This is a genomic window from Pseudomonas sp. TMP9 (genome assembly GCF_037943105.1).
Taxonomy (GTDB): Bacteria; Pseudomonadota; Gammaproteobacteria; order Pseudomonadales; family Pseudomonadaceae; genus Aquipseudomonas.
The window spans coordinates 2,490,854-2,512,348 of sequence record NZ_CP149803.1; the positions used below are offsets into that span (position 1 = coordinate 2,490,854).

Here is a 21,495-nt window from a genome sequence, read left to right on the forward strand (position 1 = left end):
CTATTTGCGCTGTGTATGCAGGCTAATGAGTTCGCACGCAACTGCTCAGACCGCCATTGACCCTACTAAAGCACTGGTATCACCTGAGTAAAACTATGCAAAACCGCGAGATTTTCTATTTTTCATGCTACAAACGAGCCTGTTGAACGCAAATATGGCCATTTGCCAAGCCGACCTCGTTAGCCGCCGGACTGCCTCTATATGAAAACAAAAAAAGACGCTGCAACCTCCTCCGCGACTGAAGCCACCATGGCTGATTTAGCCGACAACCTGTTAACACCGGCGCCGCTATCAGCCCCAGTGCAAGTTGACGGCAACGGCGAGCGCTACATGTATTTCACCGAGCGCGACATTGATCGCATCCTCGATAACCTCGACGGCCTGCGCAGCTTGGTGTTTCCTCCAGCGCCGCAAGATGACGACAGCGAACGCCGGGTTCAGCACTTCCCCTCTGTTTGCTTGATTGGCCTTGGCCGCTGCGGCTCGAACATCGCGCTTGATGTCGCCTCACTGGTGTACAACGCCCGGCAGTTCTACTTAAGCGAATTTAATAACGAAGAAAAATCCGTTACCGAACAAGATTTTCGCCCGACCCGCTGGATCCGCAGCAACCTGCTTCGCGCACCGAACAAGAGTAGCAAGCCGGTTTTTTTGATCGAGCCGCTGGTGATGCTCGGCGACCTGGACAAAGACATCGAGGGGCGCATCCGCTTCTCACGCAAGGGAGAAACCAGCGGTTTCCTCAGCGACTACAGCAAGATGAAGATCATGGACCTTTCCGAGGTGCATGCCGGTGGTGCAGGTAACGCGCCGATCCTCGGTCAGTATTTAGCCAAGATCATCCTCAACAAAGACACCCAGCGTTTTACCAACGAAGATTGGAAGTTCATCCACAGCTACCTGATCGACTCCTGCGGCATCAAGGCCAACCAGTCGCGGTTGTACTTCTACATATTCAGTGCTGGCGGCGGCACGGGCTCGGGCATGGCCTCAGAATTTGGCCTGGCCCAGCAATTCGCCTACATGAGCAAAACCTTCGACACTAAAAATTTCGATGACAGCCCGGAGAACCGCGACCACAGCTTTGTCTTCGAGCCCATTTTCACCAGCGGCATCTGCATCCTGCCAAACATCTCCGGGCAGCGCAGTGAGATGTCTGAAGCGCTGCACATCAACGCTGGTCGCCTGCTGTGTAAGTACCTCGCTGAGGAGTGGGATTTCTCTTACAACTTCGACAATGAAGAGAACAGCGAAGCCAGTGTGATGCGCCGCATTCGCCCGTGGAACGCGATGATGCTGATCTCCAACGACATCATGCGTTACGCCGAAGAAAGCGATGACGGTAACATCCAGAACATCGACGTGAACGCCATGGAGCGTCACGCTAACCAGTACATCTCCCAGCAGATTTTCAACATCCTCACCGCGCAAGCGGTAACCACCGACTACGACCAAAACTATTTCCGCCGCGCCGGCATCGACATCGGCGAGACCATTCGCCTCGATGCCAACGACCTGTTTATGAGCTTGGCCGGGCCGGTGGCCATTGCCTATGCCGAATCGGTGGTGCCGGAACAAAGCGCTGCAGCGCTGGATAAATTCCGTGTGCTGGAAAAAGAGCCGTCACGGCTGAACATTGACGACCTGTTCTTCCGTTCCATCGACCTGCCACACTTCAACAAAGTCACCCAGGCCATCGAAGGCATCAGCCTGTTGCCGATCGAGTCTAAGCGCTACCGCGAAGCGCTGGATGAGTACAAGAAGTCCAATTACGACGCCGCCAAACTGAGTGACCTGCACTTCTTCAAGAACTGCTCCTCAGTGGTGTCGATTGTCTCGCTGCCGAAAGATTACAAGCTGTCCTACATGGACCTAAACCGGCTCAAGACACACCTCAACAGCATGTTCCCCAACACCACCCTGAAGCGTTATGCGCTGGTTATCGGTGCTTCGGCCAATTTGTCACTGACCACCTTGATCGCTAAAAGCCCATGCCTGTCGGATGACTTTTTGACCTTGATTGTGGCCTTCATCAAGCGCTGCTTTGCCCGCGACCCGCACCGTTTTGATGAAAGCTTGGACAACGCCATTCTCGACTTCATCACCAGCGATGAATTTGACGAAGCGCGGGTGGACGCCATGCTTAACGAATACGAGAACCCGGCGAAAATCCTCGACACCAACTGGTACGCGATCAAGCCGATGTACGAGAAGAAGTACCGCGAGCTGATCCACGATCAAGACAAATTCGTCTCGATTAACGACATCCGTTTGTCACGCGACAGTGTCAAGAAAGCCATCAAGTACCTGCGCGAGATTTATCGCCACCGTATCGGCAAGACTCGGGTCATCTCGCTTAACAAATACGCCGACGACACGCCTGAATAACACCAACCAGCCTGTTGCTCGACGCTAACGCGGCGGGCGGTAGGCTGATTTTTCAGCTGCGCGCCCACCACATCCGCCATTCGCTCAACCAGCCAAGGCCGGCTACCGTGCCCGCCTCGCCGGGTCGATACTCGGCCGCCAGCCAACCTCTGTAACCGCTGGCATGCAGGGCCTTGAGTAATGGTGCGAACTGTAACTCGCCCGTGCCCGGCGCACCGCGGCCTGGGTTATCGGCAAACTGCACATGGCCGATGCGCCCTGCCAGCAATGCCATACCGGCCTGCACATCCAAACCCTGACGCGCCATATGATAGAGGTCGTATTGCGCGGCCAAATTGGGGTGGCCGACTGCCGAGAGCAGCGCATCCAGTTGAGCTGGGGTGTTGATCAAAAAGCCCGGCATGTCGATGGGGTTGATCGCCTCCACCAGCACGCCAATACCTAATAACTGAAAGGCCTCAGCAGTTTTGCGCAGATTGCTGATCAAGCAGGCCTGGGCTTGTTCAGGCTCAAGCCCCGGTGCCAACCGCCCCGCCAACACGTTGACGCGAGCCGGACGCACCATAGCGGCATAGCTCAGCGCTTCTTGCAGCGCCGCATCAAACTCAGCCTGCCGCGCGGGTACGGCGGCTAAACCCGCGCCACCCCGGAGCAGATCACCGGCGGGCAGATTAATCAGCACCAGCGGCATGCCGGCAGCCTCTAGCGCTTCCTTAAAACGAATGGCGGCGAGCTCATAGGGGAACTGAATTTCTACGCCGTCGAAACCCGCAGCGGCCGCCGCAACCACGCGCTCAACAAGCGGCACTTCGGTAAACAGCAGCGACAGATTGGCGGCGACTTTCATGGCGGTGACTCCTGATGCTGTGGCCCCCGGTAAAGATGCACCAAGGTGGCTGGGTCGCGCTCTAGGTTGCCTTGGCTGGCGTGCTGGCGCAGCAACTGCGCCGCCAACCCGCTTAGCGGTGTGGCTGAGCCCATTTGCTGGGAGAGGCTCACCGCCGTATCCAAATCTTTAAGCAAGGTGCGCACATGCCATTTGACCGGCTCAAACTGGTTTGCCGCCATTTGCGGGGCCAAAATCTGCAGCGGTTTGGAATCGGCAAAGCCGCCAGCCAACGCTTGCGCAAGCAAGCTGGCCTCCACACCGGCTTGTTCCGCCAAGGCCACTACTTCGGCGATCACTAGGGCGTTACACGCCACAATCATCTGGTTGCACACCTTGGTTACCTGCCCCGCGCCTACATCGCCCATATGCGTTAGACGCTGACCTAGATGCGCAAGTATTGGCCTTATCCGCTCAATGTCCTCAACGCGGCCGCCAGCCATAATCACCAATGTGCCGTCGGCAGCTCCGAGGGTGCCGCCGGACACCGGCGCATCGACCCAATGCATGCCGCAGCGTGCATGCAGTTCGGCAGCCATGGTGCGGGTGGCCGCGGGTTCTAAGCTGGAAAAATCCACCAGCAACTGCCCTGGCTTGGCCGTTTCAACAATACCGCCTGGGCCCAACACCACCTCACGCACCACCTCGGTATTGGCCAAGCACAGCATGACGATATCCGCCTGCCCACACAGCTGCGCCGGGCTCGCCACCGCGTACGCGCCCAACGCCTGTAAGGGTGTGCATTTGGCGCTGGAGCGGTTCCAGACCGTCAGCGCAAACCCGGCCGCCAGCAACCGCTGGGTCATGGGCAGCCCCATCAGGCCGATACCGGCAAAGGCCAGAGCGGGCAGTGTGGTGGGCATAGATAAACTCCGACAGGTTATAGGGCGCAGATTCAAAGGGGCGGATACTAGAGCGCCAGATCAGTGCAGCGGAGCGCTTTCACTGCGCTCTTGCGCAAGCACCCAAGGCGCAACCACCACTGCCCACAATGCTGGATTGCGCTTGAGCAGGCTCTCGGCACGGCTGTCATCCACCCGACTCAAAAGTCCTGATTCAAGCCAAGCGGCGACTTTAACGTGATCGTTTTGCGCCACGGCCTGCGCCACTTCGATCAGGTCTTGAGTGCCCTCCACCAGCAGTAATGTGCCGCGGGCGAAGAAAGGTTGCAGCTCGGGCCACGTAATAGCTGCAGTTTCACCAAGCAGCTTGGCATAGAGGGTGCTAGGTTGTTCGGTCATGGATTGCCCTGTCGTGGATGGCCATTTGTTAAATCGGCGGCCATGATAGCGTTGACCGGCTGACTGGCAAATTCGCGACACTTGTCGCGACGTTGCCCGCAGCGTGCAAGACACGCCGTTTATCTATACGTTTATTGCGTTAAAGCGACACCCCAGGGTTTTGCCCCCAGCAAGCTGCTTTTCAAGGCGTGAAGCGGCACTCTACACTGCACCGATACAGTTGCCGGGGGGCTGGCCGGGGAAACAACCCGGTTCTGCTGCTTTGGCCGCCAGAACTACAACAATCAAAACCAATAAGAGTGGAGCACTATGAACAAGGCTACTAAGCAGATTTCCAAACTGTTTGCCGCCATGGCCATGGCTGGCGTTGCCAGCTACTCGGTAGCGGCTGACACCATCAAAATTGGCCTGGCAGGCCCAGTCACCGGCGCCGTCGCGCAATACGGTGAAATGCAGTTTATCGGTGCCAAGATGGCCATCGAGCAGATCAACAAAGCCGGCGGTGTAAACGGTGCGCAGCTTGAAGGCGTGGTCTATGACGATGCTTGCGATCCCAAGCAGGCGGTTGCCGTGGCTAACAAGATCGTCAACGACGAAGTGAAATTCGTCGTCGGCCACCTTTGCTCCAGCTCCACCCAGCCAGCGTCTGACATCTACGAAGATGAAGGCATCCTGATGGTCACTGCGGCTTCTACCAGCCCAGAAATTACCGCTCGCGGCTATGAATTGGTGTTCCGCACCATCGGCCTGGATAGCTTGCAGGGCCCTACCGCCGGTAACTTTATTGCTGATGTGGTTAAGCCAAAAGCGGTTGCCGTAATCCACGACAAGCAGCAGTACGGCGAAGGCATTGCCACTGCGGTCAAGCAAACGCTGGAAGCCAAAGGCACCAAGGTTGTCATGTTCGAAGGCATCAACGCCGGCGACAAAGACTTCTCCGCCATGATCGCCAAGCTCAAGCAAGCCGGCGTGGACTTCGTCTACTACGGTGGCTACCACCCAGAACTGGGTCTGCTGCTGCGTCAGTCGGCTGAAAAAGGCCTGAGCGCCAAGTTCATGGGCCCGGAAGGTGTAGGCAACAAGGAAATCTCAGCCATTGCCGGCCCCGCGTCCGAAGGCCTGCTGGTGACCCTGCCACAGGCGTTCGATCAGGACCCACGCAACAAAGCGCTGGTTGATGCATTCAAAGCTAAAAATGAAGACTCCAGCGGTCCGTTCGTATTCCCGGCCTACGCCGCGGTACAAGTAATCGCTGAAGGCATCACCAAAGCCGGCAGCACCGACACCGCTAAAGTGGCCGCAGCCCTGCGCGCTAACAGCTTTGATACGCCGACTGGCAACCTGACCTTTGATGAGAAGGGTGACCTGAAGGACTTCAACTTCGTAGTTTACGAATGGCACCAAGACGGCACCAAATCCGAAGCCAAGTAACCACTTAGCCTGAACCCAAAACCCACTGCTTGCGCAGTGGGTTTTGTTTATTAGAAGAATTCCGGTTACATGCTGCGCCAAAAGCGCTGCCTTGCGTGGCAACCCAGGAGTTAGGCAATGCCTGAACATTATCACTACCTGCAACAGTTGGTTAACGGCCTGACTGTTGGCAGTACTTATGCCTTGATCGCTATTGGCTACACCATGGTTTACGGCATCATCGGCATGATCAACTTCGCTCACGGCGAGGTTTATATGATCGGTTCTTACGTCGCCTTTATCGCGATCGCCGGCCTGACCATGATGGGCATCGACAGCCTCCCGCTGCTGATGATCGCCGCCTTTGCCGGCAGTATTATTATTGCCAGTGTGTACGGATACAGCATCGAACGGGTCGCCTATCGCCCCTTGCGTGGCGGTAACCGCTTGATCCCACTGATTTCCGCCATCGGCATGTCGATCTTTTTACAAAACGAGGTGCTACTGGCGCAGGACTCCAAAGACAAAGCCATCCCCAATCTGCTGCCCGGCAACTTCGTGCTGGGCGAAAGCGCGATGAATGGCGTGGTGATTTCCTATATGCAGGTGCTGATCTTTGTCGTCACCTTTGTGGTGATGGTGGCACTGACCGCGTTTATCTCGCGATCACGCTTGGGCCGCGCCTGCCGCGCCTGTGCCGAAGACATCAAGATGGCCAACCTGCTGGGCATCAACACCAACAACATTATTGCCCTGACCTTCGTCATCGGTGCTGCCCTGGCCGGTATTGCGGCGGTATTGCTGGGCATGCAGTACGGCGTGATCAACCCACACGTGGGCTTCCTGGTCGGGATCAAGGCCTTTACTGCTGCGGTTCTAGGCGGTATCGGCAGTATTCCGGGCGCAGTATTGGGTGGCCTGCTGCTAGGCCTTGCTGAAGCCTTTGGTGCCGACATCTTCGGTGATCAGTACAAGGACGTGGTGGCCTTCAGCCTGCTGATTCTGGTTCTGTTGTTCCGTCCTACGGGCATTCTCGGTCGTCCGGAGGTTGAAAAAGTATGAGTCTCGCCATCCGTAAAAATCTCAAGACGGCCTTTTTCAGCGCCCTGCTGGTGCTGGCTGTGGCCTATCCGGTGCTTGGCCTGAAGCTCACCACCGTCGGCATCAAGCTCGAAGTGCACGGCGCCAGCCCGGCCGTCCTGTGGGCCATCGCCGGCAGCGCGATTGCCATGTTCTTCTGGCAACTGTTCCGCAGCCAGCTAACAGCAGCCTGGAGTCACGCACCCAAGCTGCCCAGCATGCCCACGCAAGCCAGCAACTTCATCACCCTGCCGTCAACACAGCGCTGGGTCATTCTGGGCCTGATCATGGTGGCGCTCGCCTGGCCATTCTTTGGCAGCCGCGGTGCCGTGGACATTGCCACGCTGATCTTGATCTACGTGATGTTGGGCCTTGGCCTGAACATCGTGGTCGGTTTAGCCGGCCTGCTGGACTTGGGCTATGTCGGCTTCTACGCCGTGGGTGCTTACAGCTACGCACTGCTGTCGCATTACTACGGCCTGGGCTTTTGGGTTTGCTTGCCGATTGCGGGGCTGATGGCGGCGTTCTTCGGCTTTGTACTGGGCTTCCCGGTGCTGCGCTTGCGCGGTGATTACCTGGCCATCGTGACCCTGGGCTTTGGCGAGATCATCCGCATCCTGCTGCGCAACATGACCGAGTTAACAGGCGGCCCGAACGGCATCAGCAACATCGAAAAACCCACCTTGTTCGGCTTATCGTTTGACCGTCGCGCAGCAGAAGGCATGCAGACCTTCCACGAGTATTTCGGCGTTGCCTATAACGGCATCAACAAGGTGATTTTCCTGTATTTGATCGCTCTGGTGCTGGTGTTGCTCACCCTGTTCGTGATCAATCGCCTGCTGCGCATGCCGATTGGTCGGGCGTGGGAAGCACTGCGTGAGGATGAGATTGCCTGCCGTGCGCTGGGCATGAACCCAACGGTGATCAAACTCTCGGCGTTCACTTTGGGCGCGGCTTTTGCCGGTTTTGCCGGCAGCTTCTTTGCCGCCCGCCAGGGCCTGGTAACGCCTGAGTCGTTCACCTTTATCGAGTCAGCGATCATTCTGGCCATCGTCGTACTGGGCGGCATGGGCTCGCAACTGGGCATCATCCTGGCGGCCATCGTGATGATTCTGCTGCCGGAACTGATGCGTGAGTTCAGTGAATACCGCATGTTGATGTTCGGTGCCTTGATGGTACTGATGATGATTTGGCGTCCACAGGGCTTGCTGCCCATGCAGCGCCCGCACTTGGAGCTGAAACAATGAGCCGCCCTATCCTTGAAGTAAGCGGCCTGTGCATGCGCTTCGGCGGCCTGCTGGCCGTAAACGGGGTAAGCCTGTCGGTTAATGAAAAACAAGTGGTGTCGATGATCGGCCCTAACGGCGCAGGCAAAACCACCGTGTTCAACTGCCTGACCGGTTTTTACCAGCCTACATCGGGCAGCGTAAGCCTCGATGGCGAAGCCATTGCAGGGTTACCCGGCCATAAAATCGCGCAAAAAGGCGTGGTGCGGACCTTCCAGAACGTGCGTCTGTTCAAGGACATGACGGCAGTGGAAAACCTGCTGGTGGCGCAACATCGCCACCTCAACACCAACTTCCTTTCCGGGCTGTTCAAAACCCCTTCGTTCCGCCGCAGCGAGCGCGAAGCCATGGAATATGCCGCGTATTGGCTGGATCAGGTCAACCTGACCGAATTCGCCAACCGCACGGCAGGCACCCTGGCCTATGGGCAGCAGCGCCGCCTGGAAATCGCCCGGTGCATGATGACGCGTCCACGCATCCTCATGCTCGACGAACCGGCAGCCGGCCTAAACCCGCGTGAAACCGAAGATCTCAAGGCACTGATTGGTGTGCTGCGTGACCAGCACAATGTCACCGTGCTGCTGATTGAGCACGACATGAAGCTGGTCATGAGCATTTCCGACCATATCTATGTGATCAACCAGGGCACGCCTCTGGCGGACGGTACACCGGAGCAGATCCGCGAAAACCCGGACGTGATCAAAGCCTACCTGGGGGAAGCGTGATGCTGTACTTCGAGAATGTTTCCACCTTCTACGGCAAGATCCAGGCGCTGCATGACATCAATGTTGAAGTGCGTCAGGGTGAAATCGTGACCCTGATCGGGGCCAACGGCGCAGGTAAATCCACCCTGTTGATGACCTTGTGCGGCACACCGCAAGCCAGCAGTGGCAGCATCCGTTATCAGGGCGAAGAGCTGATTGGCCAAGACACGCCCAGCATCATGCGCAAAAGCATTGCCGTAGTGCCTGAAGGTCGCCGCGTATTCGCCCGCTTGACCGTCGAAGAAAACTTGGAAATGGGCGGCTTTTTTGGCAGCAAGGCTGACAATCAGGAGCAAATGGACAAGGTGCTGCACCTGTTCCCGCGCCTGAAAGAACGCTTTGCCCAGCGTGCCGGAACCATGTCCGGTGGTGAACAGCAGATGCTCGCCATCGGCCGTGCGTTAATGAGCAAGCCTACGCTGTTGCTGCTCGATGAACCGTCTCTGGGTTTGGCGCCGATCATCATCCAGCAGATCTTTGACATCATCGAGCAGCTGCGCAAAGACGGCGTGACGGTGTTCTTGGTTGAGCAAAACGCCAACCAAGCGCTGAAGCTGGCTGACCGCGGTTATGTGTTGGAGAACGGCCGTATCGTCATGCAAGGCAGCGGCCATGATCTGCTAAATGATCCGAAGGTGCGCGACGCCTATCTCGGCGGCTAGGTACTGACGTTTTGGCAAACCGCTCTCCGGAGCGGTTTTTTATGAACAGGTGCAAAGCGGAGCCCCGCACTGCACTCAGCTGACCGCAGATTTATCCGCGCCGTTCGCCCGATGTTCAGTGCACGGCGGCTCTGGCCAGTTACAATGGCGGCCCTTTTTTATCCGATGACTGTTTTTATGACTGAACCCACTCGCCTGTCCAAACGCCTGATCGAAGTGATTGGCTGTTCGCGCCGCGAAGCCGAACTGTATATCGAAGGCGGTTGGGTCACAGTGGACGGTGTGGTCGTCGAAGAGCCGCAATTCAAAGTCAGCGAGCAACGCGTCGAGCTGCTTGCTAATGCGGTACTCACACCTATTGAGCCGGTTACATTGCTGCTGAATATACCTGCCGGACAGTATCCTGATCGCGCCATTGAGAGCATCGGCGCGGCCACGCATTGGGCCGAGGACGCCAGCGCTATCCGCCCACTCAAAAGCCATTTCGACCGGCTTGTAAGCTGCGCGCCGTTGCAGGCCGGTGCCGATGGCCTGCATGTACTGACCCAAGATTGGCGCATTGAGCGCAAGCTCAAAGAAGATCTAAAAAAACTTGAACAGGAATATGTGGTCGAGGTCATCGGCACCCTCAGTGCCAGTCAACTCAAGCGTTTGGCTCATGGCCTGACGTTTAATGGTGTGGACTTACCACCCTGCAAGGTCAGCTGGCAAAACGAAACCCGCCTGCGCATCGCCCTTAAAAACCCACTGCCTGGGCAAATTGTATTCATGTGCAACAGCCTTGACCTCAAGGTGCTGGGCATGAAGCGCATTCGCATCGGCGGCGTGCCTATGGCCAAGGTGCAACCCGGGCAATGGCGCTATTTGGCTGGCAAAGAACGCTTCTAATTTTTTAGCTGATGCATCCTGTGCATCAGCCCTTTTCAGGATCACCCCATGCTTAATAACGACGTACTGCGCAGCCTGCGCTACACCCTCAACATCAGCGATGCGCAGATGGCCGAGATCATTCTGCTGAGTGGCAAGCAAGTCGCCCTCGACGACCTCGTCGCGATGCTTAAAAAAGAGGATGAAGACGGTTTTACCCCGTGTGACGACGAGCTGATGGCGCACTTTCTGGATGGCTTGGTGTATTTCAAGCGTGGCAAAGATGAGAGCCGCCCCGCCCAACCGTTCGAATTGCCGATCACCAACAACATGGTGCTGAAGAAATTGCGCGTTGCCTTCGAGCTTAAGGAAGACGACATGCACACGATCATGCACAGCGTCGACTGCCCCGTATCGAAACCGGAGATGAGCGCCTTGTTTCGTAAATTTGGCCACAGCAACTACCGCACGTGCGGCGACCAATTTCTGCGCAACTTCCTCAAGGGCTTGACCCTGCGCATTCGCGGCGAGTAGGCCAACACATCCCCAGCAACGAAGCCGCTATGGCTGAAGGCACCGCCGGGGCGATGGCCTGCGCAATCAACCCCATCGACAGCGGTATTCACCTCCAACACGCTGTCGCGTTCCATGGCGGCGTCTTCACTTGATCACGCCGCCATGCCTTACTCAGTTTCACCCATCGGTTTTGTCCGCTCCTGCTTCAAGGAGAAGTTCGCCATCCCTCGTCAGCCGCAGCTGGCTCCGGCAGCGCGTGGCGTGCTGGAGCTGCTTGCGCCTTTTGATAACGGTGATGCCGTACAAGGGCTGGAGCAGGTCAGCCATGTCTGGCTGCTGTTTGTCTTTCATCAGGCGCTGGAAGACAAGCCGCGGCTGAAAGTTCGCCCGCCACGCTTGGGCGGCAATCAGTCAGTTGGCGTATTCAGCACGCGCGCCACCCACCGCCCCAATGGCCTCGGCCAGTCGGTCGTCAAGCTGGATAAGGTCGAAGCCGGCAAGTTGTGGCTCTCCGGTATCGACCTGCTCGACGGCACACCCGTACTCGACATCAAACCCTACGTGCCTTATGCCGACAGCGTTACCGGCGCCTACAACCGCATCGCTGATAGTGCCCCGGCATTGATTGAGGTCAGCTGGGAGAATGCGGCACTGGCTCAGGCCCACGAGCATGGGCGGCGCCTGAGCGAACCGCTGACCGAGCTGATTGAGCAGTGCCTGGCCCAAGACCCACGCCCGGCCTACCAGCAGCCAACCCCGGAACGCCGCTACGGCGTGCGCTTCTGGGATGTGGATGTGCACTGGCACTATCCGCAGCCAGGCTGCATCTGCGTGCTGGCGGTAGTGCCGGCTGACTAATGGCCTATTGGCCGCTCAGCCTACGCACGCGCCGCTGGGGCAACGAGCAAAAATGCGGTTAAGTTCTAAACTGCTCGCACCATCAGATCAACTGCCTACCCGCGCAACCGCAGAATGCGGCCCAGAACAAACAAGCGTTCACGGTCATAAGGTTTATGCGGGTAAGGTGGGTGCAAGGCGCATGCTGTCCAGTGGCCAGCAAGCGCTGTTTTAACCGCCATAACGCGCCAACGTATTGTGAGTGTATGAAAGCCAACACCTACGTGCCGACCGAGAACCTTGTCGATCTTTTGCTCGACGCCATCTGTGTGGTTGACACCTGTGGACGCTTTGTTTTCGTCAGCGCCGCCTGCCAGCGCATCTTTGGCTACAGCCCAGAGGAAATGCTCGGCAAAAGCATGATTGATCTTGTGCACCCCGAAGACCGGCACAAAACCCTGCTGGCCGCCAAGGAAGTCATGGACGGCATCAGCAAGCCGCACTTTGATAATCGCTACCTGCGCAAAGACGGCAGCATCGCGCATATTCTCTGGTCTGCCCGTTGGTCCGAGGACGATCAGGTGCGCATCGCCGTCGCCCACGACATCACCGAACGCAAACGCAGTGAAGCGCTGCAAACAGCGCTCTATGGGATCTCCGAGGCGGCTCACTCGGCCAAAGATCTGGCCGGGGTATTTGAACAGGTGCACCAACTGCTGGCTGAGTTGCTGCCGGCTATCCGCTTTGCGGTGGCGCTCTACGACGAGCAGCAAGACACGCTGAGTTTCCCCTACCCCGTGGAGCCACAGCCCGAGCTCGCTACCGATGACCACCCCACCATCGCCACCCTGAGCACAGAAGTGATTCGCAGTGGCAAAGCCCTGTTGTTGCAAGACAAGCATGCTGCCCCCGCGACAACCTGCTGCCACCCTAGCGCAAACTATTGTTGGTTTGGTGTCCCGTTGAACTCACACAAAGGCGTTATTGGCGCGCTGGTTGTGCAAAACCACACGCCGTGCAGCGAACACGATCAAGAGCTGCTGCAGTTTGTTTCCACCCAAGTGGCCACGGCCATTGAGCGCCAGCAGATGCTCAGCCGCTTGCAGTTTATGGCCCAATACGACGCGCTCACGCACCTGCCCAACCGTGCACTGCTGCGGGATCGACTGCACATGGCGCTGGCGCGTGCACAGCGTGAACAATCCAACGTGGCGTTGCTGTTTCTCGATCTGGATAAATTTAAACAGGTTAACGACAGCCTCGGCCATGCCGCTGGCGACCTACTGCTGCAAGGCGTCGCTCAACGCATCCAAGCCTGTTTACGCAAGACGGATACGGTAGCGCGCTTTGCCGGTGATGAATTTGTGGTGCTGCTGGAAGACTTCACCTCGACCAATCACGCCAGCGTGGTGGCAGAAAAAATCCGCCAAAGCCTCAACCAACCCTTCGCGCTAAGCGGGCAACAACAAACCATCCTGCCGAGCATCGGTATCGCCCTTTACCCGCAACATGCAGAGGATGAACAGCAACTGCTGCAGCAAGCCGATAACGCCATGTATCAGGCCAAACAGAAAGGCGGTAATTGTTCGTACAGCGCCATTGAGCCTCAATAAAAAAGCCCGCCAATTGACGGGCTGCTGGCTCACGCACCGCTTATTTTTCGACGAACGCACGCTCAATCAGGTAATCACCCGGCTCGCGCATGCGCGCAGAGATTTTTAGGCCGAACTCGTTGAGCACTTCGCTGGTTTCATCAAGCATGCTCGGGCTGCCGCAGATCATTGCGCGGTCGTCTTGCGGGTTGATAGGTGGGAGGCCGATGTCTTGGAACAGCTTACCGCTGCGCATCAGGTCGGTTAAGCGACCCTGATTTTCAAACGGTTCACGGGTCACCGTCGGGTAGTAGATCAGCTTGTTTTTCAGCGCATCGCCAAAAAACTCATTACGCGGCAAGTGGTCGGTGATGAATTCGCGGTAAGCCACTTCGTTCACATAACGCACACCGTGCACCAAGATGACCTTCTCAAAGCGCTCATAGGTTTCGGGGTCCTGAATCACACTCATAAAAGGTGCCAGACCCGTGCCGGTGCTGAGCAGGTACAAGTGTTTGCCTGGGTTGAGGTCATCCAGAACCAAGGTGCCGGTGGGCTTCTTGCTGATGATGATCTCGTCACCTTCCTTGAGGTGCTGCAACTGCGAGGTCAGCGGACCGTCTGGCACCTTAATGCTGAAGAACTCCAGATGCTCTTCCCAGTTCGGGCTGGCGATCGAATAGGCACGCATGAGCGGGCGGCCCGTCTCCTGCTGCAGACCAATCATCACAAACTGGCCGTTTTCAAAACGCAGCCCCGGATCACGGGTGCACTTGAAGCTGAACAACGTATCGTTCCAGTGATGCACGCTTAGAATGCGCTCAGCGTTAAGGTTGCTCATGCTCGGGACTCCGCAGAATATTGATATCGCCAGCGCACCTGAGCGCCATTGCACGGCATTGTAATGAGCGACACAATATCTGTTAACTTGATTATCAAGATATAGGTTATCGGTTATATAGATATGCGATTTACCCTCAGACAGCTGCAAGTATTCGTCGCGGTCGCGCAGCAAGAAAGCGTGTCCCGCGCAGCCGATTCGTTGGCTTTATCGCAATCAGCAACCAGCACGTCGCTCAGTGAATTGGAGCGTCAGTCCGACTGCCAGTTATTCGATCGCGCGGGCAAACGCCTGTGCCTGAACGCCCTTGGCCTGCAGCTGTTACCGCAAGCAGTCGCCCTGCTCGATCAAGCTAAAGAGATCGAGCGCCTGCTGGGCGGCAAGAGTGGTTTCGGCTCGCTGACGGTCGGCGCGACCCTAACTGTCGGCAACTACCTGGCCACCTTGTTGATTGGCAGCTTTATGCAGCGCCACCCCGAATGCCGGGTCAAACTGCAGGTGCACAACACCGCCTATGTGGTGCAGCAAATCGCTCACTATGAGCTGGACATGGGCATGATTGAAGGTGACTGCCAGCACCCCGATATCGAAGTGCAGCCTTGGGTCGAAGATGAGCTCGTGGTGTTCTGCGCGCCGCAGCATGCGCTGGCGCAACGCGGCGAAGCGAGCTTGGATGAACTGACGCGCGAGGCGTGGATACTGCGCGAGCAAGGCTCCGGCACCCGCCTGACGTTTGATCAAGCCATGCGCCATCATCCAAGTAACTTGAATATTCGTTTGGAGTTAGAGCACACCGAAGCGATCAAACGGGCGGTAGAGTCGGGCCTGGGAATTGGCTGCATTTCCCGCCTGGCGCTGCGCGATGCATTTCGCCGCGGCAGCCTAGTGGCGCTGGAAACACCCGAGCTGGACCTGCGCCGGCAGTTCTATTTCATCTGGCACAAACAAAAATACCAGACCGCCGCCATGCGTGAGTTTATTGAGCTGTGCCGCGCGCTGACCGCAGGGGTGACGCGCAGCGATCAGATCGTCCTGCCGCCTATCGCCTAAAAGGCTGGATTACCCAGCAGGATGATGGCCCACACCAGCCCGATTAAGCTGAGTGCGGTGAACTGGGCGGCGCTGCCCATGTCCTTGGCGTTCTTTGACAGCGGGTGCAGTTCTAGGGAGATACGGTCGATCGCCGCTTCAATCGCCGAATTGAGCAGCTCAACGATCAGCGCCAGCACACACACGGCGACCAGCATTGCACGTTCGACGCGGCTGACATCCAAGAAAAAAGCCAACGGCACCAGCACCAGGTTGATCAACAGCAATTGGCGAAACGCGGCTTCACCGGTGAAGGCGGCGCGCAGCCCCGCTAGCGAATAACCCGTGGCATTGAGAATACGTTTGTAGCCGGTTTGACCTTTAAATGGCGACATCATCACGACCGTATGCGGGAAAGCCGGGCAGGCTACGCCAAGCCCGGCAAAAAAAACACCTTAGAAAGCCAACTTAGTTAGACGGAATCGATTCCAACTGCTGTAACAGCAAGGCAGCCTGGGTGCGCGTACGCACCCCGAGCTTACGGAAAATCGCGGTGACATGGGCCTTAACCGTGGCTTCGGAAACACTCAGCTCATAAGCAATCTGCTTATTCAGCAAGCCGTCGCAGACCATGGTCAGCACCCTGAACTGCTGCGGCGTCAAGCTGGCTAAGCCGGCGCTGGCGGCTTTGGCTTCGGCCGACAGGGCAATGGCAGCCTGACTCTGCTGCGGCCACCACACCTCGCCATCGAGCACCAAGCGCACCGCCTGCTGGATAATTTCTAACGGGCTGGATTTCGGGATAAACCCGCTGGCACCGAACTCACGTGAGCGCGCAACGATGGTCGGGTCTTCCTGAGCGGAAATCATCACCACTGGGATATGTGGATATTGCCCGCGCAACAGCACCAAGCCGGAAAAACCATAAGCACCCGGCATATTCAGGTCGAGCAGTACCAAGTCCCAATTGGTTTTTTGCCCAAGGCAGGCTTCCAGTTCGGCAATGCTGGCGGCTTCAACCAGCCGCACATCTGGCCCCAACCCGAGGGTCAGCGCCTGCTGCAAGGCACTGCGGAACAAGGGATGGTCATCAGCAATGAGGATTTCAAATGCGGCCATGGTGAATCCTGTTTTTGTTATGTGGATACCCGCTGAGGGTATTTGTCCAAGGCACGACGAACAGTGCATGCAAGGTGCCGGGTTACAGCGCAACCCACGCTGACCTTGCAGGAAGCACAACAGCATGCCGAGCACTGACGGGGTGGTCAAGCGCGATGCTTTGCGGCACAGTTCGCCACCTTGCCGACGAGAACCAAAAATGCGAAGTAACGCCCTGCGCGCCGACCTGTTGATGCTGCTGACCGCCATGATCTGGGGCTCCTCTTTTGTCGCCCAGCGTTTGGGCATGGACTCCATCGGCCCCTTTCTTTATAGCGGTTTGCGCTTTGCGCTGGCTGCGCTGATGTTGCTACCGGTGCTGCGCCTGCTCGAGGGCCGTAGCAGCAGTGCCGCCATCGTGCCGCTTAACCGTCAATTGCTGCGCGGCGGGGTGTTGATGGGCTTGGCCCTGGCGCTGGGGATTAACTTGCAGCAGGTCGGCTTACTGTTCACCAGCGTGACCAACTCCGGTTTTATCACGGGGCTGTATGTGATCATCGTGCCGCTGCTGGGGCTGTTTATCGGTCACAAAACCGGCCTGGGCATCTGGCTGGGCGCCAGCTTGGCGGTGGTAGGAATGTTCCTGCTCAGTGTCGGCGATGGCTTTCAGGTGGCTTCCGGTGACTGGCTGCAACTGGCCGGCGCCTTTGTCTGGGGCGTGCATGTATTGCTGGTGGGGTTCTTTGCTGGCCGGCATGACCCGCTGCGGTTAGCGCTGGTGCAGTTCGTCACCTGCGCGGTCATTAGCTTGGTGCTGGCGGTGATTTTTGAAGATATTCAGCTGCAGGCAATCATGGCGGCAGGGCCGGCAATTCTTTACGGCGGCATCATTGGTGTGGCCGTAGGCTTTACCTTGCAGGTGGTGGCGCAGAAACACGCCATCGCTTCACATGCCGCCATCATCCTCTCGCTGGAAGCCGTCTTTGCCGCCATTTTCGGGGCCTGGCTGCTCGGCGAGTTGTTGCAAGTGCGCGGCTACTTCGGCTGTGCGCTGATGTTCGCCGGCATGCTGCTGGCGCAGTTGTGGCCGAAAAAATTAGCCCCCTTACCGACAATCGATGCGAAAACCGGCAGCTAGAGAAATTCGCGCAGGCGATCATGCAGCGGATCGTCCAGCGTGACCGTGCGCGGTGCTTTGGCGGCGAGGTAATGCTGGCTGAAGACATCTAGGTAGGCATTCAGCCCATCAGCGGCGCGCTGGTCGCCCGCCAGCTCCAAACACAGGGCGGCAACCTCAGCGGTACAAAAATGGTCATCACGTTTAGAGCGGCGCAGCTTGTAACGTGACAACTGCTCGGCTTGCAAGCTGAGCACCGGCAAACTGTTGAGATAAGGGCTTTTACGAAACATTTTGCGCGCCTCACTCCAAGTAGCATCCAGCAGCACGAACAACGGCCGCTTGCCGGGTCCTGGCTGCACCGCAGTGACCACCCGCTCGGCGGCGGCATATTCGCCGGGGAATACCAGATAAGGCTGCCACTGCGGATCACTGAGCAATGCCGGCAACTCAGCATCAACCGCTACCCGCGACCAACCAAAAGCCGAGGTATCGGCCAGCACATCGGCAATTAACCAACCGGTGTTGCTCGGCTTGAGTGCTTCAACGTCATGCATGAGCAAACACACCGCCGACGTTGCTGCGATACGCGGCCGCCAAGCGCACAAACAATGGGTCGCAACCAAACGGCAATCATCACAGCGCACCGAACGGCTGCCACGGGCGAGGAAAGGTTTAGCGCTGCGGGCAATCCGCGCCGCCCGCAAACGTGCAACAGCGTGGCCCATCAGGCAGTTACCTGAGGCAGAAAATAGAACGGCATGGCTGATCCTAAGTCGATAAGCGCGGCAGTCTAACAAAGCCTGCGGCCGCGTATTCAATCGCCACCGCAAGTGAGGTAAATGCGCGCGTGCAGGCAGGCGAGTAAGATGACCTCCAATGAACCTCTGATGACTTCTACCTGTCAGAGGAGCAAATCGACTTTGGAGCGTTGTATGCTGCGTTTAACCAGCCTGACCCTGGCCTTGAGCCTGCCCCTGTTTGCCCATGCCGCCACCTTGAAAGACTTTGAGCTGAGCAAAGCCTTAGAAAAAGTCGCACGCGAAAGCAGTGTGGGCACGCCTAGGGCAGTCAATGAAGACATTCTCGATCAAGGCTACACGGTTGACGGCAGCGAGCTGGTCAACCACCTCAGTGTGCGCAGCGAGCACGCCGCTCAGATGCGCGGCAACCCTGATGTGGTTCGCGCGCAACTGGCTAACAGTGTGTGCCGCAATGTTGGCTATCGCCAATTGCTGGTACGCGGAGCTGCGCTGCGTTATGAGTTCAGCGAATACAAAAGCAACCGCCCAGTGACCACCGAGCGGTTCAGCAAAGCTGATTGCGGCCTGTAAGGCTATCAACGCCTTACAGGTCTCAGCCTTATCGCCAAAGCGCACGCAGTAAAGTACGCAGTAGCGATCAGCTCGCCGTTAACGCAGGCAACGCGGATCACCACGCCCTTCTACTGCTGCGTGCTCATCGGCATTCAGCAATTCGCTCAGCGGCTTATCCAGCAATCCAGCGGCAGCCTGCAGCACATGGGCCCAGCTGGCTTGGTTAGCGAACAACATACCGGGCTCATCCAATGTGCCGCCGCGATTGCGGTAGCCCAACACTTGGGTGTGTTGAGCATCGCCAAGCAGCGGCCACAAATGCCCACGGGCCACTTCCGGGCGCATGTGGGTTAACAGCACACGCTGTGAAATTGCCGCAGGGAAGATCTGTTCAACCCGCTCGGCATGGGTAATGCCGACTGCCTCCCACGGGTCGCGTGGGGCACGAAAGCGTCCCGGCTCTTGCAAGTAAACCAAGCGCCACGCGCAACGCACCTCACTCAGACGAGCGGCCGCACGCTGCATTTCAGCCAATTGATAACTGCCAGTGGCAATCAGCAACACAGGCTCGTCGCCGGGCTGTTCGGCCAGCACAATGGCTCCATCACGGGCTAATTGTTCGGCCTGTTCACGGCTGAACAGCGCAGGTCGCTCGCGCTTGGCGATCACCATGCAGGCCAGCTCGCCGCGCGCCTGATAAATACCGGGGAGCAGGGCCAATACCGAGTTATGGTCGGCGGGAAACAGCACCCTGACCATGTCGCTCATCTCACCCAGTAACGCCTCACAAAAGGTGGTGTCTTGATGCGACTGCTGATTTTTGCCGTTTTCCCAGGTATGCGAGGTGGCCACCAGCGGCCAGCCGAGCCAGCCGGCAGGGCGGCCGGCTTCTTTTTGCTGGCGGGCAAAGATGATGCGTTGTCGCACCGCACCGAGCATTTTCACGCAGAAGGCCTCGTAGCTCGCCACCAGGTTCAAGCCCCCTTGGTTGGCCAAGCAGGCGGACACCACCGCTTCCTCGTTAAGCACAGTAATGATGGCGCCATCAATCGCCTCCAGCTCACTTTCTGGCGCGGTCACTCGGTGCTTAAGTGCCTTGAGCACGCCGCCGAGGCGATTACTGGCCAGCTCATCGGGGTTACCCACACGCGGGCGCAGTTGCGGGTTGGCCTTGACCAAATCGACAAAGAAGCGATCCAGCGCCAGCATCGGTGAGCAGGCGTTGTTCTGGTAATGCAGCGCCGGCAGCTGCGGCTGAACCGGCAAGCGCTGCGCCAAGGGGTTATCCCGCTCCAGCACGCGGTCACCACGGGCGGTAAACAGCGCACAGGCCGCCTTAAGCTCAGCCGGTTCAACCCACAGCAGCGCGGCGTACTGGTTGAATAATGCACGGGCGCCCGCATCATCATGCGGGTTCGCCGGTAACGGTAAGTTATGCGCAGCATTGCTACCGGCCCCATAGAAACCGAAGCCTTTTAGCGTTTCAGCAATGCCGTAAGGTATCGGCAGCGGGTAGCGCAGCACGCCGTCCTGCAACTCTTGCACGCGGTGGCTCAAGCGCTGCTCCATTTCCCACAAGGCGCAGACAAATGCGGCGGGGTCGCGGCCATCAAAACTCTCAGGATCAAAGCCACAATGGCGCAGATGCTCGCGGAAGTTATCCAGCCCGGCAGGCGTGGCCAACTCAGTGCGCTGCTCAATACGCCGGCCGTTAGCGATCATGATCGGCACCGCAACGCCGCAATCCTCGGCGCGCCACCAGCGGGGCATCCAATCGCTGCCACGTTGCTCCTCGGCGGCGCCATCAGAAAGGAACGCCACCAACTTCTCACCGGGCAAAGGCAAATGGGCATATTGCAGCTCAGCAAAGCCTAAATAACCGCCCTCGGCGATACCACCTGCGGTGTGCGGGTTAACGTGGCTGCCTAACGGCATACTGACTTGGCCCGACGCGCTCTGCTCGTAGCTGTAAAAATCTGCCACCAAGTGGCTCATCCCGGTCTCGTCACAGCTATAACGTGCGGCCTGCTCAGGATGTTGGTTGGCCGTAAGCAGATTGAGCGCCTCAATGGCCGCTACGCAATGGCCCTGCCCCATCAACCAACCGCGGGTTTCCCCGGTTAAGTTATTCAACGCCAGATAACCGGCATAGGCCGGCACCATATTCAACGCGCCACCGGTGTGACCCTCAGGCGTCACCTTAAAATCTTCAGCTGCCAGCGCCACACCATCAAGGCGCACACGCTGGGCATAGGTCATGTGCACCACCAGCCAGAGCCCTGCCGCCGTCAGTCGGTCCAATGCATGAAAGTGTCGATACACGCTGGCCAGGTCGGCCTGCAAGCCGGCCTGCACCAGTTGGTGGGCCATACGGTAAACCGCTGCGCAGGTTTGCGGGCTGTGCTGCAAGGGGCCGTAACCACGCTGCCAGTCAGCGAAGGTCGGCTCAAGACGGGCGTGATCGGCCAGTTCAGTGGCGCTGGGAAATAACTGGGGCATGTGCGACTCCGATAGTTTGATAAAGTCTAGAGTGCGGGAAATGAACAGATGCTGACCTGAATCAAA

The 21,495-nt window shown here is 57.8% G+C and carries 21 protein-coding genes; 13 read left to right on the forward strand and 8 right to left on the reverse strand.

The features are described from left to right. Nucleotides 1–330: 330 nt before the first annotated feature. Entirely contained in the window at nucleotides 331–2,388 is a 2,058-nt protein-coding gene (locus tag WF513_RS11860; protein ID WP_339083542.1) for a hypothetical protein, read from the forward strand. 52 nt (nucleotides 2,389–2,440) lie between these two features. On the opposite strand, the gene WF513_RS11865 is transcribed toward WF513_RS11860, so the two are convergent. The 3 genes from WF513_RS11865 to WF513_RS11875 are packed head-to-tail and all read right to left on the reverse strand — an operon-like array spanning nucleotide 2,441 to nucleotide 4,515. Continuing rightward, nucleotides 2,441–3,235: a TIM barrel protein gene (locus WF513_RS11865; RefSeq protein WP_339079585.1), complete on the reverse strand. Its 795-nt coding sequence runs from the start codon at nucleotides 3,233–3,235 to the stop codon at nucleotides 2,441–2,443. Beyond that, nucleotides 3,232–4,137, reverse strand: coding sequence for an NAD(P)-dependent oxidoreductase (locus tag WF513_RS11870; protein WP_339079586.1), 906 nt, complete (start codon nucleotides 4,135–4,137; stop codon nucleotides 3,232–3,234). The genes WF513_RS11865 and WF513_RS11870 overlap by 4 nt, the downstream gene beginning before the upstream one ends. Before the next feature lie 60 nt (nucleotides 4,138–4,197). Continuing rightward, complete coding sequence (locus tag WF513_RS11875; RefSeq protein WP_339079587.1) at nucleotides 4,198–4,515, reverse strand: DUF2288 domain-containing protein; 318 nt, start codon at nucleotides 4,513–4,515, stop codon at nucleotides 4,198–4,200. Nucleotides 4,516–4,824: 309 nt separating this feature from the next. Here WF513_RS11875 and WF513_RS11880 point away from each other — a divergent pair, with 309 nt between their 5' ends. From WF513_RS11880 to WF513_RS11920, 9 genes are all read left to right on the forward strand, one after another. Beyond that, a complete protein-coding gene (locus tag WF513_RS11880) occupies nucleotides 4,825–5,946 on the forward strand; it encodes a branched-chain amino acid ABC transporter substrate-binding protein (protein WP_339079588.1) in 1,122 nt (373 codons plus the stop codon). A 117-nt stretch (nucleotides 5,947–6,063) separates the two neighbouring features. Further along, nucleotides 6,064–6,987: a high-affinity branched-chain amino acid ABC transporter permease LivH gene (gene livH / locus WF513_RS11885; protein WP_339079589.1), complete on the forward strand. Its 924-nt coding sequence runs from the start codon at nucleotides 6,064–6,066 to the stop codon at nucleotides 6,985–6,987. Between the two features lie 8 nt (nucleotides 6,988–6,995). Further along, a complete protein-coding gene (locus WF513_RS11890; protein ID WP_339083544.1) occupies nucleotides 6,996–8,252 on the forward strand; it encodes a high-affinity branched-chain amino acid ABC transporter permease LivM in 1,257 nt (418 codons plus the stop codon). Next, nucleotides 8,249–9,016, forward strand: a complete 768-nt coding sequence (gene livG, locus WF513_RS11895) for a high-affinity branched-chain amino acid ABC transporter ATP-binding protein LivG (protein WP_339079590.1) — start codon at nucleotides 8,249–8,251, stop codon at nucleotides 9,014–9,016. Before WF513_RS11890 ends, livG begins: the two co-directional genes overlap by 4 nt. Then, on the forward strand, nucleotides 9,016–9,717 hold the full coding sequence (locus tag WF513_RS11900; RefSeq protein WP_339079591.1) for an ABC transporter ATP-binding protein: 702 nt from the start codon (nucleotides 9,016–9,018) through the stop codon (nucleotides 9,715–9,717). The genes livG and WF513_RS11900 overlap by 1 nt, the downstream gene beginning before the upstream one ends. 177 nt (nucleotides 9,718–9,894) lie before the next feature. After that, nucleotides 9,895–10,605, forward strand: a complete 711-nt coding sequence (locus WF513_RS11905; RefSeq protein WP_339079592.1) for an rRNA pseudouridine synthase — start codon at nucleotides 9,895–9,897, stop codon at nucleotides 10,603–10,605. Between the two features lie 48 nt (nucleotides 10,606–10,653). Then, complete coding sequence (locus WF513_RS11910; protein ID WP_339079593.1) at nucleotides 10,654–11,118, forward strand: DUF1456 family protein; 465 nt, start codon at nucleotides 10,654–10,656, stop codon at nucleotides 11,116–11,118. Nucleotides 11,119–11,262: 144 nt separating this feature from the next. Next, a complete protein-coding gene (tsaA, locus tag WF513_RS11915) occupies nucleotides 11,263–11,958 on the forward strand; it encodes a tRNA (N6-threonylcarbamoyladenosine(37)-N6)-methyltransferase TrmO (RefSeq protein ID WP_339079594.1) in 696 nt (231 codons plus the stop codon). Nucleotides 11,959–12,203: 245 nt separating this feature from the next. Next, on the forward strand, nucleotides 12,204–13,550 hold the full coding sequence (locus tag WF513_RS11920) for a diguanylate cyclase (RefSeq protein ID WP_339079597.1): 1,347 nt from the start codon (nucleotides 12,204–12,206) through the stop codon (nucleotides 13,548–13,550). A gap of 40 nt (nucleotides 13,551–13,590) precedes the next feature. On the opposite strand, the gene fpr is transcribed toward WF513_RS11920, so the two are convergent. Continuing rightward, nucleotides 13,591–14,370, reverse strand: coding sequence for a ferredoxin-NADP reductase (gene fpr, locus WF513_RS11925; protein WP_339079599.1), 780 nt, complete (start codon nucleotides 14,368–14,370; stop codon nucleotides 13,591–13,593). Nucleotides 14,371–14,493: 123 nt separating this feature from the next. Between fpr and WF513_RS11930 the strand changes: the two genes are divergently transcribed. Then, complete coding sequence (locus WF513_RS11930) at nucleotides 14,494–15,420, forward strand: LysR family transcriptional regulator (protein WP_339079600.1); 927 nt, start codon at nucleotides 14,494–14,496, stop codon at nucleotides 15,418–15,420. Here the strand turns inward: WF513_RS11930 and WF513_RS11935 are convergent. Together WF513_RS11935 and erdR are read right to left on the reverse strand one after the other, a co-directional pair. Then, complete coding sequence (locus tag WF513_RS11935) at nucleotides 15,417–15,800, reverse strand: diacylglycerol kinase (protein ID WP_339079601.1); 384 nt, start codon at nucleotides 15,798–15,800, stop codon at nucleotides 15,417–15,419. The genes WF513_RS11930 and WF513_RS11935 overlap by 4 nt on opposite strands. A gap of 67 nt (nucleotides 15,801–15,867) precedes the next feature. Then, the gene (erdR, locus tag WF513_RS11940) at nucleotides 15,868–16,518 is read right to left on the reverse strand and encodes a response regulator transcription factor ErdR (protein WP_339079602.1); all 651 of its coding nucleotides are present in this window, start codon (nucleotides 16,516–16,518) and stop codon (nucleotides 15,868–15,870) included. A 199-nt stretch (nucleotides 16,519–16,717) separates the two neighbouring features. Here erdR and WF513_RS11945 point away from each other — a divergent pair, with 199 nt between their 5' ends. Then, complete coding sequence (locus tag WF513_RS11945; protein ID WP_339079603.1) at nucleotides 16,718–17,635, forward strand: DMT family transporter; 918 nt, start codon at nucleotides 16,718–16,720, stop codon at nucleotides 17,633–17,635. Here the strand turns inward: WF513_RS11945 and WF513_RS11950 are convergent. Beyond that, the gene (locus WF513_RS11950) at nucleotides 17,632–18,342 is read right to left on the reverse strand and encodes a tRNA-uridine aminocarboxypropyltransferase (RefSeq protein ID WP_339079604.1); all 711 of its coding nucleotides are present in this window, start codon (nucleotides 18,340–18,342) and stop codon (nucleotides 17,632–17,634) included. The genes WF513_RS11945 and WF513_RS11950 overlap by 4 nt on opposite strands. Nucleotides 18,343–18,549: 207 nt before the next feature. On the opposite strand from WF513_RS11950, the gene WF513_RS11955 reads away from it, so the two are divergent. Further along, on the forward strand, nucleotides 18,550–18,948 hold the full coding sequence (locus tag WF513_RS11955) for a quorum-sensing-regulated virulence factor family protein (protein ID WP_339079605.1): 399 nt from the start codon (nucleotides 18,550–18,552) through the stop codon (nucleotides 18,946–18,948). 78 nt (nucleotides 18,949–19,026) lie between these two features. On the opposite strand, the gene WF513_RS11960 is transcribed toward WF513_RS11955, so the two are convergent. Then, complete coding sequence (locus WF513_RS11960; protein ID WP_339079606.1) at nucleotides 19,027–21,429, reverse strand: xylulose 5-phosphate 3-epimerase; 2,403 nt, start codon at nucleotides 21,427–21,429, stop codon at nucleotides 19,027–19,029. Nucleotides 21,430–21,495: the final 66 nt, after the last annotated feature.